We start from the raw sequence: 14,637 nt of genomic DNA on the forward strand, positions 1-14,637 counted from the left end.
CAAGCCGCGTGGCGTCCAGAGCGACAATCATGCAGCAGAAGACCCAGCGGCCAGTGCAATTCGAAATCACGGAACAGACCCGTGAGAGCCGCGAAGCGTGGATCGAAGCGCGAGGATTGAAGGCGGCGGATTTTCTGTTCCGGAGCTGGTTGCATACGTCACCGCATCTATCACCGCGGCAATATGCCCGGCTGGTACATCACTGGGTTGCATCGATCGGCCTTGACGATGCCGCATACGGAACCCACACGATGCGCCGCACAAAAGCTTCACTGATCTACCGGCGAACGAAGAACCTTCGGGAGGTGCAGTTGCTGCTCGGACACACGAAGCTGGAAAGCACGGTTCGTTATCTCGGAATCGAAGTCGACGATGCGCTCGAGATAGCAGGGCAGACGGGGGTTTGATGGCATCGCGGCCGGCGAGCGGTCGCTTGCCGGCTAGGAGGCGTCATTCGCCGCCTCCGTTGTCCGATTAGCCCAATGACTGCTACACCTCAAAAAAACAGACGTTCGGCTTACGAGTCTCGAAAGGAAAAATAAGTCGGAAACGGCGCCTCATGTTGCCTGACGAAGGTCAAAGGCCCTTTGCATTCCGAGCCACAGGACCCTTCGACCGATGGACTGGGATTACAGAACGATCGTGACGTTCGAACCATCAATCTTCGCAAATTTTTCCAAGGACGTGGAGGTGTAATTTCCCGCGTGAATGGTTATATGAAGGTTCTTGGAAGTGACGATCTTTACAAGCTTCTCGACAGTGGTCGAAGTAAATCCAGAGTTGGCAGTAATCTCCAGGTTGACATTCAAATTCGCCAGCTTCTCTGCCGTGGTGCTATTAATTGTCATCGAAAATCCCCGTTGCGGTTAGTGGCCACTCTAAAATTCAGTGATATTTTGACGCTAATCATTTCCGACTCCGTGACTTTGACATCGCCTCAATTTTCGCGCCGAAACATCCCCCAGCATCGCATCATATCAGTGTTTTTTCCTTTCGCGGCGATGATAGCCCTAGCTGTCTTTCTCAACCTGGTTGTGTCTTTGGGATAGGGGATTTACCGCTCAGATACTCGTGTGATTTGCTACGAGGCGTTCATGCATGTTGGTCGGCTTTGGTCCCTACCGAGGCAGCCCCGCAGACCGGTTGAATGGCCGTTATACCTCCGGAACCTGCCTGAGCCTGAGATTTGAGCGAGCGTCGGCAACGGGTCGATCGGCTACGAGCGGTCGTATTGTCCGAGACCTAATCTGACGTTGACTGACTGGTCAGGTCTCGGCCTATACATCTAACCGCAGATTTCAACTGGCTAGCTCCTTTGGCTGCTTTAGCGTCCATTCGTCGATCATGTCCGCCCAATCCTGCAACATCGCCGTGCGCTGCTCTCGATACTCAGCCTTGTTGTAGACGGCCCTGACGCCCCTCTGCTCGTGCGCCAAGCACTTTTCAATCCAGTCCGTGTTGTAGCCGGCCTCATGCAGCAGCGTGCTGGCCGTTCGCCGCAAGTCATGTGGCCCGAACTTGGCGAGCGACTTCCCCTCATTCTGCGCCAGCCGGTATGTCAGCGTCAGCACCTGGTTGAGCGTGGCGCTGCTCATGGGCAAGTCCGAGTCATATCGCGACGGCAGCACGTAGTCCGAGCCACCAGCAAAGGTTTTGAGGGCAATGAAGATATCCAGCGCCTGCCGGGACAGGAACACCAGATGCGGATTGCGCCGCTTCATTCGCTCCTTCGGAACCGTCCAAAGCGCGTCACTGAAACTGATCTCGCTCCAGGTCGCGTTGGTCAGCTCGCTCTTGCGCACCATCGTCAGCAGCAGCAGCTTGGCGGCTGCCCGGATCGATGGCGTCGTGCCGATGCGCTCCATGTACTGGTACATCAATCCGATTTCTTCGGGTGTCAGCGCACGATCGCGCGGCTCAAACTTGGCGATGGACGTTGGGCGCACCAGTTCTGCCGGGTTCTCGACCTTCTGCCCGCGTTCGACAGCCCAGCGAAAGACCTGCAATACCACCTCGCGAGCATGCACTGCGGTTGCCGGAGCACCGCGCTCCACGATGGCGTCGGTTAGCATCCGCAGGTCTTCATGCGTAATCTCCGCCAACTTCTGGCTACCAAATTTGGGCTTCAGCTCGCGCTCGTAGACTGAACGCCGCATGTCCCGCGTGGAGTCAGCCATCTGGTACCCACGCAGCCATTTTTCCGCCCAGGCGTCGAAAGTCTCCGCATCCTTGATGCGGGCCTTGTCCCGCGCCTTCTCCTTGGCCGGCGACTTTCCAGCCGCAATCATCTTCTTGGCCTCACCAAGACGCTCGCGCGCCTCCGAAAGGGTAATGCCCCCGACTGCGTACCGGCCAAACGTGATGGTCTCCTGCCGGCCGTGGATCGAGTAGTTATAACGAAACGAGATAGCTCCGGCAGCCGTGACGGCAACATAGAGGCCATCGCGGTCGTTCACCTTGTACAGCTTGTCCTTCGGCTTGAGGTTGCGCAGCTTGGTATCGGTCAGCATGATCGGTGTTCAGATTCGGTACAAATACCATGATCTGAGGACCGTCCAATTCTGGATGAAAAACACGAAAAATCAATGTGTTATCCAGAATCAATACCATGATGCGCCGCAAGGCAGGCGCATGGTATCGGTAGCACGTCATGGAATCACGCAGAAACGATACCATCGTTCATACCATAAGGAAAACGTGCTTGAGGGTGCCGGAAGGTACCGGCCATTGCCAGACAGGAATGCAAAAAAGCCCGCAAAATCGCGGGCTTAGGTGTGTTTTACTGCCAACGGATGCCGGCCGGTGCCGGACGCCGGATCATTCCCACTCGATCGTCGCCGGCGGCTTCCCCGAGATGTCGTACACCACACGGTTGATCCCGCGCACCTCGTTGATGATCCGGTTCGACGCACGGCCGAGCAGCGCGTACGGCAGGTGCGCCCAGTGCGCGGTCATGAAGTCGGTGGTCTGCACCGCGCGCAGCGACGTCACGTAGTCGTACGTACGGCCATCGCCCATCACGCCGACCGACTTCACCGGCAGGAACACCGCGAACGCCTGGCTCGTCAGGTCGTACCAGGTCTTGCCGACGTCGGCCTCGCCGCACAGGCCCGCTGCCGCATCCTGTGCGGTGGCGGTCGTGCCGCGCAGTTCCTCGATGAAGATCGCGTCGGCACGGCGCAGCAGATCCGCGTATTCGCGCTTCACTTCGCCGAGAATCCGCACGCCGAGGCCCGGGCCCGGGAACGGATGGCGGTACACCATCTCCGGCGGCAGGCCGAGCGCGACGCCGAGTTCGCGCACTTCGTCCTTGAACAGGTCGCGCAGCGGCTCGAGCAGCTTCAGGCCGAGCGTTTCCGGCAGGCCGCCGACGTTGTGGTGGCTCTTGATCGTCGTCGCCTTCTTCGTCTTCGTGCCACCCGATTCGACGACGTCCGGATAGATCGTGCCCTGTGCGAGCCACTTCGCCTTCGACAGCTTCTGGGCCTCGGCCTGGAACACCTCGACGAATTCGCGGCCGATGATCTTGCGCTTCGCTTCCGGATCGGTCACGCCGGCCAGGTGGCCGAGGAACTGCTCGGATGCGTCGACGTGCACGACCTTCGCATGCAGGCGGCCCTCGAACATGTCGAGCACCATCTTGCCTTCGTTCAGGCGCAGCAGGCCGTGGTCGACGAACACGCAGGTCAGCTGGTCGCCGATCGCGCGATGGATCAGCGCGGCGGCCACGCTCGAGTCGACACCGCCGGACAGGCCGAGAATCACTTCCTCGTCACCGACCTGCTCGCGAATCTTCGCGACGGCTTCCTCGATGTGGTTCTTCATGATCCAGTCGGGCTTCGCGCCGGCGATCTTCAGCACGAAGCGTTCGATGATCTCGCGGCCCTTCACCGTGTGCGTGACTTCCGGGTGGAACTGCACCGCGTAGTAGCCGCGCGCCTCGTCGGCCATGCCGGCGATCGGGCAGCTCGGCGTCGACGCCATCAGCGCGAAGCCCGGCGGCAGCTCGGCAACCTTGTCGCCGTGGCTCATCCAGACCTTCAGCATGCCGTGGCCTTCGTCCGTCGTGAAATCCTCGATGCCGTCGAGCAGGCGCGTATGGCCGTGCGCACGCATTTCCGCGTAGCCGAACTCGCGATGATCGCTCCACTCGACCTTGCCGCCGAGCTGCACGGCCATCGTCTGCATGCCGTAGCAAATGCCGAGCACCGGCACGCCGAGATCCCACACGGCCTGCGGCGCGCGCAGTTGATGGTCTTCGTACGTGCTCGCGTGGCTGCCCGACAGGATCACTGCCTTCGGCGCGAACTCGCGGACGAAGTCGTCGGACACGTCGTTCGGGTGGATCTCGCAGTAGACGTGCGCTTCGCGCACGCGGCGCGCGATCAGTTGGGTGACTTGCGAACCGAAGTCGAGAATCAGGATTTTGTCGTGCATGGCTGCGGACGGGATGAAGAGAATAAGAAAAGCAGCGCATGAAGCGCTGCGTCAAAAGCATGGACAGCGGCGTCGGGCGGCAGGCGGCTCGCGCGACGCATCGCAGGTCAATCCTGCGACGGCGGGCGCGCGTCGAATGCGACGCTGCCTGACGCGCGATCGGATGCGGCCGACGTGCCTGACGCGGCCGGCGCCGCAGGCGCCTCGGGACGGCTGACGACCGGCTCGACACGCTGCGGCACAGGCGCCGGCTCGACCGGCCCCTTCGCGACCCGCGCCTCGAGCGCCTGCGTTTTCTCGCGCCGGCGCACGGCCGATGCGAGCCGCACGCCGCCGAGGCCGAGCACGATCAGCGCGACGCCGGCCACCGCCGACAGCACCCTGCCGGCAGCAGCGAGCGCGGGACCGTTACCGGTGCCGATCGACCACACGACCGTCAGCACGCCGATCAGCCAGTTCACATGGCCGACCGCCCGCGCGACCGGCGCCGTGAGTTCGCCGTTGACCGCCGCGTGAAACGCGAGCCACGCGAGCCCGAGCAGCGCGATGCCGAACGCCTGGCCAAGCATCGCCGGCTGGATGTTCGCGAGCTGCAGCGCGTTGAAAAGCGCCTGCCAGGGCGTCAGCACGAACAGCACGCCGAACGCCAGCAGCAGCACGGCATCGATGATCAGCACGGCTCGCAGCAGCGGTTTCATCGGCAATCAGTCCACGTGGTAGTTCGGTGCTTCCTTCGTGATCTGCACGTCGTGCACGTGCGACTCGCGCATGCCCGCCGCGGTGATCTGGACGAATTCGGCCTTGTCGTGCAGCTCGTCGATCGTCTTGCAGCCGCAGTAGCCCATGCTCGCGCGCACGCCACCGACCAGCTGGAACAGGATCGCGTTGACCGAGCCCTTGTAGGCGACGCGGCCTTCGATGCCTTCCGGCACGAGCTTGTCGATGTTCGCGGAGTTGTCCTGGAAGTAGCGGTCTGCCGCGCCGTCCTTCATCGCGCCGACCGAACCCATGCCGCGGTACGACTTGTATTGACGGCCCTGGTACAGGAACACGTCGCCCGGCGCCTCTTCGGTGCCCGCGAGCATGCTGCCCATCATCACCGCGTTCGCGCCGGCCGCGAGAGCCTTCGACACGTCGCCCGAGAAACGCACGCCGCCGTCGGCGATGCACGGCACGCCGGTGCCCTTCAGCGCTTCCGAAACGTTCGCGATCGCGCTGATCTGCGGCACGCCGACGCCCGCGACGATCCGCGTCGTGCAGATCGAGCCCGGGCCGATACCGACCTTGACCGCGTCCGCGCCGTATTCGACGAGCGCCTTCGCGGCGGCGGCCGTTGCGATGTTGCCGCCGATCACTTCGACGTGCGGGAAGTTCTGCTTGACCCAGCGCACGCGCTCGAGCACGCCCTTGCTGTGGCCGTGCGCGGTGTCGACGACGATCACGTCGACGCCTGCCTGCACGAGCAGCTCGACACGCTCTTCGTTGTCGGGGCCGACGCCGACTGCCGCGCCTGCGCGCAGCTTGCCGTGTTCGTCCTTGCACGCGTCCGGGTGCTCGGTTTGCTTGGTGATGTCCTTGACGGTCATCAGGCCGCGCAGTTCGAACGCCTCGTTGACGACCAGCACGCGCTCGAGGCGGTGGCTATGCATCAGCGCCTTCGCTTCGGCGAGCGGCGTGCCTTCCTTGACCGTGACGAGACGATCGCGCGGCGTCATGATCGACCTGATGGGTTCGTCGAGACGCGTTTCGAAACGCAGGTCGCGGTTCGTGACGATACCGACGAGCTGCGGGCCTTCGACGACCGGGAAGCCCGAGATGCCATGCTGGCGCGACAGCGCGATCACGTCGCGCACCTTCATCTGCGGCGGGACCGTGATCGGGTCGCGGACGACGCCCGATTCGAAACGCTTGACCTTCGCGACCTCGCGGGCCTGCTCGGCCGGCGTGAGGTTCTTGTGGACGATACCCACACCGCCCTGCTGCGCCATCGCGATCGCGAGGCGACCTTCGGTGACCGTGTCCATCGCGGCGGACACGAGCGGCATGTTCAGGGAGATGTTGCGGGTCAGCTTGGTTTTCAGGCTGGTGTCGCGCGGGAGAACGTCGGAAAAGGCGGGAACGAGGAGCACGTCATCGAAAGTGAGTGCTTTTTGGATCAGACGCATGGCAAATCCTATGGGCGCAAAAGCGAATTATACGCGAAGCGCTGCGAATTTTCACAACACGAACAACGGGTTAGCCGTTTTCCAGTGTTCGGGGGCCGAATCGTTCGGATCGCCGTTCGGTTCGTTTTCGATCGTCTTTCGTTTCACCCCGGCGTCGCCCCATTCGCACAACCGGCCGCCACCGGGCCGATTTCATGCCGCCGGCGGCCCATGCGGCGTTGGCGACAACGCATCCGCCGGCCTTGCGGCGCCGCACAACCGCCCTAACCCTGAGCCAGCCCGGCCGCACACATGACCATCATGATTCCGGCGCCGATCGCGGCACCGCCGACGATCGCTCGCACCGCGCGTTCGCCGCCGGCCGGTACCAGCCGCTCGGCGGCGATCGCCACCGTCACGGCGGCCATTACCCGCAGATCCATCCCGCCCGTCGCCAGTGCCGCGACCATCAGGTTCCCGCAGCAGGTGCCGCAGCGCAGCGCGGCCCGCACGCCATGCCGCCACGCGGCGCCGGCACCCGGCCGCCCGGCACATCCGGCAACCGGCGCATGCCGACAGCACGCGAGCCGACGCGCTTTCCATGCCGAAAACTGCAGCACACCCGCACCGAGCACGACCGCGCCGGCGGCGAACGGCATCGCAACCGCGAGCGAAGGCAGTCGCCGCGCGGCAACCGCCAACGCGTCGCCAGCGGGAAACACCGCCGCGCCAACCGCCATCCACACCGAAAAGTACCCGGCGCCCGAAATCGCGACGAGCCATGCGCCGCGGGCCGATGTCATCGCACGAATGCGCTGTCGATACCGCCAGAGCACCGGCGCCAGCACCGGCAGCATCATCGCCACCGTCATCGCGCCCCACATGCCGACAAACGCCGCGAAAGCGCGCCCCGCGCTCCATCCGCACGGCCTCGCCCATCCCGCCGACAATGCCCGGCCGCCTGGCACCGGCATGCCGCCCATCGCGTCCATCGCGTCCATCGACGCATGCTGCGCGAGCATCGCCCACACGGCGACGGCGAACACCCCGGCGAGCACGGTACCGAACACCCGCCAGCCTGCGTCTGTCGCGCCCGTCGCAGCCGGCTTCGTCGCTCGCATCATCGCCGCCCCCGGTGGTCGCCGCCCTACGCTCAACCGCGCGCGTACTCGTCGTGACGACGCCACCACGGGCCCGTCTCGTTGCGCCCGAGCGGCGCGCGATCGAGCCACTGGTACATCCCCCACAGCCCGTCGAGCCCGCGCGCATAGGTCGAATACGTGTGGTGGACGACACCCCCTTCGCGCACGAACGCGCTCATCCCCGGCCGGTCGAGCGAGTACGTGGCCGCGTCGGTGCCGCAGGTCGCCGCGAACTGCGCGACGGCGGCCGGTGGCGGCTCCATGTCCATCGCATGCGCGGCGCGCGCATAGTTGTATTCGACGTCGCCCGTGCGCTGCTGCGTTTCGGTGAACGACACGTTGAAGTCGAAGTTGAAATCGTTGCCGACCGACGACACCCACGGGAACGTCCATCCCATCCGCTGCCGGTACGCAAGCAGCTTCGCGAGCGGCGCGCGCGACACCGCCGCGAGCGTCACGTCATGGTTCGCGAGATGGATCGCAAAGCCGTCGAAGCCGTCGGCCAGCGCCGAGCACGACGGGCAACCCGCCTTGTAGTCGGGGCCGAACATGAAGTGATAGACGAGCAGTTGCGAGCGGCCGTCGAACAGGTCGGCGAGCGTCGCCTGCCCGTCCTCGGTGTCGAACCGGTAGGTCTTGTCGACACGTACCCACGGCAGTGCCCGGCGCTGCCGCGCGAGTTCGTCGCTTTGCCGCGTCAACGCCTTTTCAGCCTCGAGCAGCGCCCTGCGCGCCGCCAGCCATTCGGCGCGCGTTCCGGCGAGATGGTTCGTCATCCTGGGTTCTCCTTTCGACATCCGACAGGTATCCGGGCACGGCACATCGAGCCGTGTACGTGGTGTTAGATTAGGACCGGGCATCGGATCGCAGGGAGTGACAACTGTGTCGGGATTCGGATGGATTCGCTGATTACGGCGGCAGCCCGCGCGCTCGCGGCAGGCGACCCGCTCGGCGCGCTGAACCGCGTTGCGCTGCGCGACGATGCGCCGGCGCTCGCACTGCGCGGCATCGCGATGGCGCAGCTCGGCGATTTCGAACGCGCGCGCACGCTCGTGCGCGGCGCGGCACGTGCATTCGGTGCGAAGGAAGCCGTCGCGCGGGCACGCTGCATCGTCGCGGAAGCCGAGATCGCGCTGGCGTCGCGCGACCTCGGCTGGCCGTCGCACGCACTCGACGCCGCATGCGCGACACTCGACGCGCACGGCGACCGCACGAACGCCGCACACGCGCGCTATCTCGGCGTGCGCCGGCTGCTGCTGATCGGGCACATCGACGACGCCGAGCGGCGGCTCGCGAGCCTCGATCCCGCGCCGCTGCCGGCCGCGTCGCGCGCCGCCCATGAACTGATCGCGGCCGGCATCGCGATGCGCCGCATCCGCCCGCACGCGGCCCGCGAGGCGCTCCATCGAGCCAGCGCAGCCGCGCACGACGCCGGCATCGCCGCGCTGACGGCCGAAGTCGACACCGCCGCGCGCGTGCTCGATACGCCGGCCGCGCGACTCATCGCGCACGGCACATCGCGGCTCGTGCTGCTCGACGAGGTCGAGGCGCTGCTGGAATCGAACACGCTGATCGTCGATGCATGCCGTTACACGGTGCGCGACGCGCGCACGACCGTGTCGCTCGCCCGCCGCCCGGTGCTGTTCGTGCTCGCCCGTGCACTGGGCGAAGCGTGGCCTGCCGACGTATCGAGACACGCGCTCGTCGCCGCGGCGTTTCGTGCGAAGCACGCGGACGAATCGCATCGCGCACGGCTGCGTGTCGAGATCGGCCGGCTGCGCGCCATGCTGCGACCGTTCGCGAACATCACCGCGACACCTGACGGCTTCGCGCTCGAGCCGCTCGGCGGACGCGAGACCGTCGTGCTCGCGCGCCCGGTCGACGACCGCCACGCAGCCGTGCTCGCGCTGCTCGCGGACGGCGAAGCGTGGTCGAGCTCGGCGCTGGCGCTCGCACTCGGCGCGAACCAGCGCACCGTGCAGCGCGCGCTCGATGCACTGGCCGGCGCGGGCAAGATACAGGCGCTCGGCCGCGGTCGCGCACGCCGCTGGATGACGCCGCCGCTGCCCGGATTCGCGACGACCTTGTTACTCCCTATGCCGCTGCCGGGAGACTAGGATGGGTGCACCGAACGACGAGGTGACAGACATGAAACGCTCCACCGCAGACATCATTCGCGAATACGGCCCGTTCCCCGGCGGCGACGGCGTGCACGGCGTCACGTTCGACGGGCAGCACGTATGGTTCGCGTCCGGCGACAAGCTGAACGCGCTCGATCCGGAACGCGGCACGACCGTACGCACGCTCGACGTCGCCGCGCATGCCGGCACGGCGTTCGACGGCCGCTACCTGTTCCAGATCGTCGAGGACCGCATCGAGAAGATCGATCCGGACTCGGGCCGCGTGCTCGCGACGATTCCCGCGCCCGGCGGCGGCGCCGATTCCGGGCTCGCGTGGGCGGAAGGCACACTGTGGGTCGGCCAGTACCGCGAGCGCAAGATTCATCAGGTGGATCCGCAATCGGGCGCCGTGCTGCGCACGATCGAATCGAACCGCTTCGTCACCGGCGTGACGTGGGTCGACGGCGAGCTATGGCACGGCACGTGGGAAGCCGACCAGGGCGAGCTGCGACGGATCGACCCGCACACGGGACAGGTACTCGAACAGGTCGACATGCCGCCCGGCATCGGCGTGTCGGGGCTGGAATCCGACGGCCGCGACACGTTCTTCTGCGGCGGCGGCAACAGCCGCAAGCTGCGCACCGTGCGGCGCCCCGCGCATGCACGCGCGGCCGATGACGATGCGACGACGGCCGAACCGGTCGAGCGCTGATCCGCTGATCGCCTGCAGGCAACCCGACCCGCCGCGATCCGCCGGCAAACAGGACCGGATCGCGGCAACCTCGGCATCCCGCTCCATCCCGAGTGCAGAAGTGCAGGAATGAACAAGACGCGGTCGCGCCTGCATCGTTAAGATGCGCGCTCGTCAGTCATTTTGTTCGGAGCAGTCGATGCAGCGCGGTGTAGTGTATGGCGTCCTCGCAGGCGCGTTGTGGGGCATGGTATTTCTCGTTCCGCGCCTGATGACCGATTTCTCGCCGCTGCTGCTGAGCGCCGGCCGCTATGCCATGTACGGCCTCGTGTCGCTGGCGGCCGCGCTGCCCGCGGCCCGTTCGCTGCTCGCGCGATTGACCCGCGAGGATCTCGTCGCGCTCGCGACGCTCGCGCTGATCGGCAATCTCGCGTACTACATGCTGCTGTCCACCGCCGTGCACCTGATCGGCATCGCCCCCACGTCGCTGATCATCGGCGTGCTGCCCGTGACCGTCACGCTCGTGGGCCTCGGCGACCACGGCGCGGTCCCGCTGCGGCGCCTCGCCGCCCCGCTCGCGCTGGTGATCGCCGGCATCGTCTGCATCAACATCGACCTCTTCACGTCGGAAGCCGCGCAGGCGACGACGCTCAGCCAGAAGCTCGCCGGCATCGCGTGCGCAAGCGGCGCGCTCGCGAGCTGGACCTGGTACGCCGTCGCGAACGCGCGCTACCTGCAGCGCCACCATCATTTCAGCGGCAACGAGTGGTCGGTGCTGTGGGGTGTCGTGACGGGGCTGATCGGCGGCCTCTGCTGGGTCGCGATCCTCGCGCTGCCGTCCGGCACGGTGCAGGCGGCCGTCCCGGCGTCGCGCTGGCAGTTGTTCTGGGGGCTGAACCTCGCGCTCGCGATCGGCGCGTCGTGGCTCGGCAACGGATTGTGGAACGCAGCGTCGAAGCGGTTGCCGCTCACGCTGTCGGGCCAGTTGATCGTGTTCGAAACCGTGTTCGCGATGCTCTACGCGTTCGTCTACGACCACCGGATGCCGCGCACGCTCGAGATCGCGGCGCTCGCGCTGCTGCTGGCGGGCGTCTACGGGTCGGTGCGCCGGCACAGCGACACGCACGCCGGCGGCGCGGCCGCGAGCGCGAACAGCGCGGCCCACTGAGCGCGGCCGCGCGTCTTGTCTGATGAATCGGGGAACAGAAGGCGGATGGAGCGGCACGCGTCAGCGCGCGTCCTTGTGCATCCACTTGCGGCCCTCGATGGAGCCTTCGCGACGGGTCTTGTCGACGCGCCGCTGGCGCGCGAGCTTCGGATCGACAATCAGCGGGCGGTAGATCTCGACGCGATCGTGGTCGACGAGCGGCGCGTCGAGCGATGCGAGCTTGCCGAACACGCCGGTCTTCGCATGCGCGAGATCGATCTCCGGGTGCCGCGCGAGCACGCCGCTCGCGTCGATCGCCTCGCGCACGGTCGCGCCGTCGGGCAGCGACACGGGAATCAGCGTCTGGCGATCCGGCAGCGCGTAGCAGACTTCGATCGACAGCATCGCGTCACCCCTTCCCGTAGCGCTGGTCGGCGCGCTTGACGAACGAATCGACGAACGTGTTCGCGATATGGCTGAACACGGGCCCGATGATCTTCTCGAGCAGGATGCTGGAGAACTCGTAGTGCAGCGCGAATTCGATCTTGCACGCGTCGGCGCGCAGCGGGATGAAGCGCCACGAGCCCGTGAACTTCTTGAACGGGCCGTCCGCGAACTCCATGTCGATCCGCGTCGGACGCTGCTGCGTGTTGCGCGTCGCGAAATGCTGCTTGATGCCCTTGAAGTTGATATCGATGCGCGCCTCCATCCCGCTGTCGTCCTGACGACGGACTTCGACGCCGCCGCACCACGGCAGGAAATTGGGGTAGTCGGCCACGTCGGTGACGAGGTCGAACATCTGTTCCGCCGAGTGGCGGATCAATACGGTTTTCTGGACATCTGCCATAAATCGCGCGGCATCGCCTTAAGTGAGAACGCAAGCCGGGCGATTGCCGCCCCGCTTTGCTAAAATCGTGATTTTAAACGAGTTGGCCCGATCCTTTCATGAGCATCATCGACAACAGGAAAGCGCACTTCGATTATCACATCGAGGAACGCTACGAGGCGGGGCTCGTGCTGGAGGGCTGGGAAGTCAAGGCGCTGCGCGCCGGCCGCGGCCAGATCAAGGAAGGTTACGTCGTCGTCAAGAACGCCGAGATCTTCCTGATCGGTACCCATATCAGCCCGCTGCCCGAAGCCTCGACGCACATCACCCCCGATCCGGTCCGCACGCGCAAGCTGCTGCTGCACCGCGAGGAAATCAAGAAACTGATCGGCAAGGTCGAGCAGCGCGGCTACACGCTCGTACCGCTGAACTTCCACTACAAGGGCGGTCGCGTGAAATGCGACATCGCGCTCGCGAAGGGCAAGAAGCTGCACGACAAGCGCGAAACCGAGAAGAAACGCGACTGGGAACGCGAAAAGGCCCGCATCATGCACGCCGGCACCTGATTCGCCCAGCCTGCATCGCAAACGACACGGCCCGCTCGACGCGGGCCGTGTTGCTTTCTACGGTATGAGGCGCCGGAGCCGATCGCCGTGCGTTCGGCGCACGCTCAGCCCTTGCCGCCCGCGGCCGGTGCCGCGCTCTTCACGATCGTCAGCGCCGATGCGATCGCCGTGCCCAGATCCGACAGGTTCGACGGCACGATCAGCGTATTGCCCTGCTTCGCGAGGTTCGAGAACGCGCCGACATACTGCTCGGCGACCTTCAGGTTCACGGCGTCCATCCCGCCTTGCGACTGGATCGCCAGCGCGATTTTCTGGATCGCCTGCGCGTTTGCCTCGGCAACCGCGAGAATCGCGGCCGCCTCGCCCTGTGCCTGGTTGATCGCGGCCTGCCGCTCGCCTTCCGACTTCTGGATCGCCGCCTCGCGCGCGCCCGACGCGAGGTTGATCTGCTCCTGCTTGCGGCCCTCGGAGGCGGCGATCAGCGCACGCTTTTCGCGCTCGGCGGTGATCTGCGCCTGCATCGCGTGCAGGATCTCCTTCGGCGGCGTCAGGTCCTTGATTTCGTAGCGCAGCACCTTCACGCCCCAGTTCGCCGCGGCCTGGTCGAGCGCCGACACGATGTTGTGGTTGATGAAGTCGCGCTCCTCGAAGGTCTTGTCGAGCTCGAGCTTGCCAACCACCGAGCGCAGCGTCGTCTGCGCGAGCTGCGTGATCGCCAGCACGAAGTTGCTCGACCCGTACGACGCCTTCATCGGATCGGTGACCTGGAAGTACAGCACGCCATCGACCTGAAGCTGCGTGTTGTCGCGCGTGATGCAGACCTGGCTCGGCACGTCGAGCGGAATTTCCTTCAGCACGTGCCGGTATGCGATCCGGTCGACGAACGGCAGCACGATATTGAGACCGGGCGACAGCGTCGCGTGATAGCGCCCGAAACGTTCGAGCACCCACGCATGCTGCTGCGGCACGATCTTCACCGTCTTCGACACGATCACGATGGCGATGACGAGCAGGACGACCCAGATGACCAGCGTATCCATGAAGCGTTCCCTCCTTGTTGTATCAGTGGACGATCAGCCCGCGGGTTTCGCTACGACGACGAGGCAGTTGCCGCGCACGGCACTCACCTGATACACGCGCGCATCGTCGCGCTCGCCGCGCGCGAGCTCGACGTCCCAGTCGGCGCCGCGATACTGCACGCGCGCGCGGCCGTCATGCCACGCGTCGACCGTGACGGTCGCGCCGATATCGAGATTGACGTCCGGATTCGTCGACGTATCGCGCTTCTGCTTGCGCCCGAGCCCCGAGCGGCGCAGCACGACCATCGCGATGATCGCGACCGCGGCGGCCGCGCCGAACTGCGCATGCGGCGCGAAGCCCGCGAGCTGCAGCAACGCGCCCGCGAGAAAGCCGAGCGCGATCATCAACAGATAGAACGTGCCGGTCAGCAATTCGGCCACGACCAGCACGCCGCCCCCGATCCACCAGAACAGATGCCCCGACATCATTGCGGTCTCCAGAAAAACATCCCCGACGCATACCGACAAACAAAAACACCCCGGTG

At 65.5% G+C, this 14,637-nt stretch carries 14 protein-coding genes and 1 pseudogene; 5 read left to right on the top strand and 10 right to left on the bottom strand.

Features of this window, described 5'->3' with window-relative positions; all coding sequences use genetic code 11:
* Nucleotides 1-2: 2 nt before the first annotated feature.
* Nucleotides 3-407 (top strand): annotated as a pseudogene (locus tag DCN14_RS24975) (tyrosine-type recombinase/integrase); the annotation flags it as partial.
* A gap of 891 nt (nt 408-1,298) precedes the next feature.
* On the opposite strand, the gene DCN14_RS24985 reads toward DCN14_RS24975, so the two are convergent.
* The 6 genes from DCN14_RS24985 to DCN14_RS25010 all read right to left on the bottom strand — a co-directional run bounded on the left by DCN14_RS24985 (nt 1,299) and on the right by DCN14_RS25010 (nt 8,499).
* Nucleotides 1,299-2,510, bottom strand: a complete 1,212-nt coding sequence (locus tag DCN14_RS24985) for a site-specific integrase (RefSeq protein WP_096503309.1) — start codon at nt 2,508-2,510, stop codon at nt 1,299-1,301.
* A 307-nt stretch (nt 2,511-2,817) separates the two neighbouring features.
* Nucleotides 2,818-4,437, bottom strand: a complete 1,620-nt coding sequence (gene guaA, locus DCN14_RS24990) for a glutamine-hydrolyzing GMP synthase (protein ID WP_096503311.1) — start codon at nt 4,435-4,437, stop codon at nt 2,818-2,820.
* 107 nt (nt 4,438-4,544) lie between these two features.
* Nucleotides 4,545-5,135 carry a hypothetical protein gene (locus DCN14_RS24995; RefSeq protein ID WP_096503313.1) on the bottom strand — a complete coding sequence of 197 codons (591 nt, stop codon included), beginning with the start codon at nt 5,133-5,135 and terminating at the stop codon, nt 4,545-4,547.
* 6 nt (nt 5,136-5,141) lie between these two features.
* Entirely contained in the window at nt 5,142-6,602 is a 1,461-nt protein-coding gene (gene guaB / locus DCN14_RS25000; RefSeq protein ID WP_096503315.1) for an IMP dehydrogenase, read from the bottom strand.
* A gap of 263 nt (nt 6,603-6,865) precedes the next feature.
* Nucleotides 6,866-7,705, bottom strand: a complete 840-nt coding sequence (locus tag DCN14_RS25005; protein ID WP_096503317.1) for a DUF2182 domain-containing protein — start codon at nt 7,703-7,705, stop codon at nt 6,866-6,868.
* A 29-nt stretch (nt 7,706-7,734) separates the two neighbouring features.
* Complete coding sequence (locus DCN14_RS25010; protein ID WP_096503319.1) at nt 7,735-8,499, bottom strand: DUF899 domain-containing protein; 765 nt, start codon at nt 8,497-8,499, stop codon at nt 7,735-7,737.
* Between the two features lie 120 nt (nt 8,500-8,619).
* Between DCN14_RS25010 and DCN14_RS25015 the strand changes: the two genes are divergently transcribed.
* From DCN14_RS25015 to DCN14_RS25025, 3 genes are all read left to right on the top strand, one after another.
* Nucleotides 8,620-9,840 (top strand): helix-turn-helix domain-containing protein, encoded by a 1,221-nt coding sequence (locus DCN14_RS25015; RefSeq protein WP_096503321.1) that lies wholly within the window; start codon nt 8,620-8,622, stop codon nt 9,838-9,840.
* 31 nt (nt 9,841-9,871) lie between these two features.
* Nucleotides 9,872-10,555, top strand: coding sequence for a PQQ-binding-like beta-propeller repeat protein (locus tag DCN14_RS25020; protein ID WP_096503375.1), 684 nt, complete (start codon nt 9,872-9,874; stop codon nt 10,553-10,555).
* Nucleotides 10,556-10,733: 178 nt separating this feature from the next.
* Nucleotides 10,734-11,702, top strand: a complete 969-nt coding sequence (locus tag DCN14_RS25025; protein ID WP_096503323.1) for a DMT family transporter — start codon at nt 10,734-10,736, stop codon at nt 11,700-11,702.
* A 60-nt stretch (nt 11,703-11,762) separates the two neighbouring features.
* Here the strand turns inward: DCN14_RS25025 and DCN14_RS25030 are convergent, their stop codons facing one another.
* Together DCN14_RS25030 and DCN14_RS25035 are read right to left on the bottom strand one after the other, a co-directional pair.
* On the bottom strand, nt 11,763-12,086 hold the full coding sequence (locus DCN14_RS25030; protein WP_096503325.1) for an RnfH family protein: 324 nt from the start codon (nt 12,084-12,086) through the stop codon (nt 11,763-11,765).
* A gap of 4 nt (nt 12,087-12,090) precedes the next feature.
* Nucleotides 12,091-12,528 carry a type II toxin-antitoxin system RatA family toxin gene (locus DCN14_RS25035; protein ID WP_014896752.1) on the bottom strand — a complete coding sequence of 146 codons (438 nt, stop codon included), beginning with the start codon at nt 12,526-12,528 and terminating at the stop codon, nt 12,091-12,093.
* A gap of 98 nt (nt 12,529-12,626) precedes the next feature.
* On the opposite strand from DCN14_RS25035, the gene smpB reads away from it, so the two are divergent.
* The gene (gene smpB / locus DCN14_RS25040) at nt 12,627-13,073 is read left to right on the top strand and encodes an SsrA-binding protein SmpB (RefSeq protein ID WP_096503327.1); all 447 of its coding nucleotides are present in this window, start codon (nt 12,627-12,629) and stop codon (nt 13,071-13,073) included.
* 104 nt (nt 13,074-13,177) lie between these two features.
* On the opposite strand, the gene DCN14_RS25045 is transcribed toward smpB, so the two are convergent.
* Both DCN14_RS25045 and DCN14_RS25050 read right to left on the bottom strand, forming a co-directional pair.
* Nucleotides 13,178-14,113 carry an SPFH domain-containing protein gene (locus tag DCN14_RS25045; protein WP_096503329.1) on the bottom strand — a complete coding sequence of 312 codons (936 nt, stop codon included), beginning with the start codon at nt 14,111-14,113 and terminating at the stop codon, nt 13,178-13,180.
* A 33-nt stretch (nt 14,114-14,146) separates the two neighbouring features.
* Nucleotides 14,147-14,581 carry an NfeD family protein gene (locus DCN14_RS25050; RefSeq protein ID WP_096503331.1) on the bottom strand — a complete coding sequence of 145 codons (435 nt, stop codon included), beginning with the start codon at nt 14,579-14,581 and terminating at the stop codon, nt 14,147-14,149.
* Between the last annotated feature and the right edge of the window lie 56 nt (nt 14,582-14,637).

Source organism: Burkholderia sp. IDO3, from assembly GCF_003366075.1.
GTDB lineage: Bacteria > Pseudomonadota > Gammaproteobacteria > Burkholderiales > Burkholderiaceae > Burkholderia > Burkholderia anthina.

Coding starts and splice junctions, on each gene's coding strand:
- DCN14_RS24985 (WP_096503309.1), bottom strand. CDS start 2,510: ATGCTGACCGATACCAAGCTGCGCAACCTCAAGCCGAAGGACAAGCTG.
- guaA (WP_096503311.1), bottom strand. CDS start 4,437: ATGCACGACAAAATCCTGATTCTCGACTTCGGTTCGCAAGTCACCCAA.
- DCN14_RS24995 (WP_096503313.1), bottom strand. CDS start 5,135: ATGAAACCGCTGCTGCGAGCCGTGCTGATCATCGATGCCGTGCTGCTG.
- guaB (WP_096503315.1), bottom strand. CDS start 6,602: ATGCGTCTGATCCAAAAAGCACTCACTTTCGATGACGTGCTCCTCGTT.
- DCN14_RS25005 (WP_096503317.1), bottom strand. CDS start 7,705: ATGATGCGAGCGACGAAGCCGGCTGCGACGGGCGCGACAGACGCAGGC.
- DCN14_RS25010 (WP_096503319.1), bottom strand. CDS start 8,499: ATGACGAACCATCTCGCCGGAACGCGCGCCGAATGGCTGGCGGCGCGC.
- DCN14_RS25015 (WP_096503321.1), top strand. CDS start 8,620: ATGGATTCGCTGATTACGGCGGCAGCCCGCGCGCTCGCGGCAGGCGAC.
- DCN14_RS25020 (WP_096503375.1), top strand. CDS start 9,872: ATGAAACGCTCCACCGCAGACATCATTCGCGAATACGGCCCGTTCCCC.
- DCN14_RS25025 (WP_096503323.1), top strand. CDS start 10,734: ATGCAGCGCGGTGTAGTGTATGGCGTCCTCGCAGGCGCGTTGTGGGGC.
- DCN14_RS25030 (WP_096503325.1), bottom strand. CDS start 12,086: ATGCTGTCGATCGAAGTCTGCTACGCGCTGCCGGATCGCCAGACGCTG.
- DCN14_RS25035 (WP_014896752.1), bottom strand. CDS start 12,528: ATGGCAGATGTCCAGAAAACCGTATTGATCCGCCACTCGGCGGAACAG.
- smpB (WP_096503327.1), top strand. CDS start 12,627: ATGAGCATCATCGACAACAGGAAAGCGCACTTCGATTATCACATCGAG.
- DCN14_RS25045 (WP_096503329.1), bottom strand. CDS start 14,113: ATGGATACGCTGGTCATCTGGGTCGTCCTGCTCGTCATCGCCATCGTG.
- DCN14_RS25050 (WP_096503331.1), bottom strand. CDS start 14,581: ATGATGTCGGGGCATCTGTTCTGGTGGATCGGGGGCGGCGTGCTGGTC.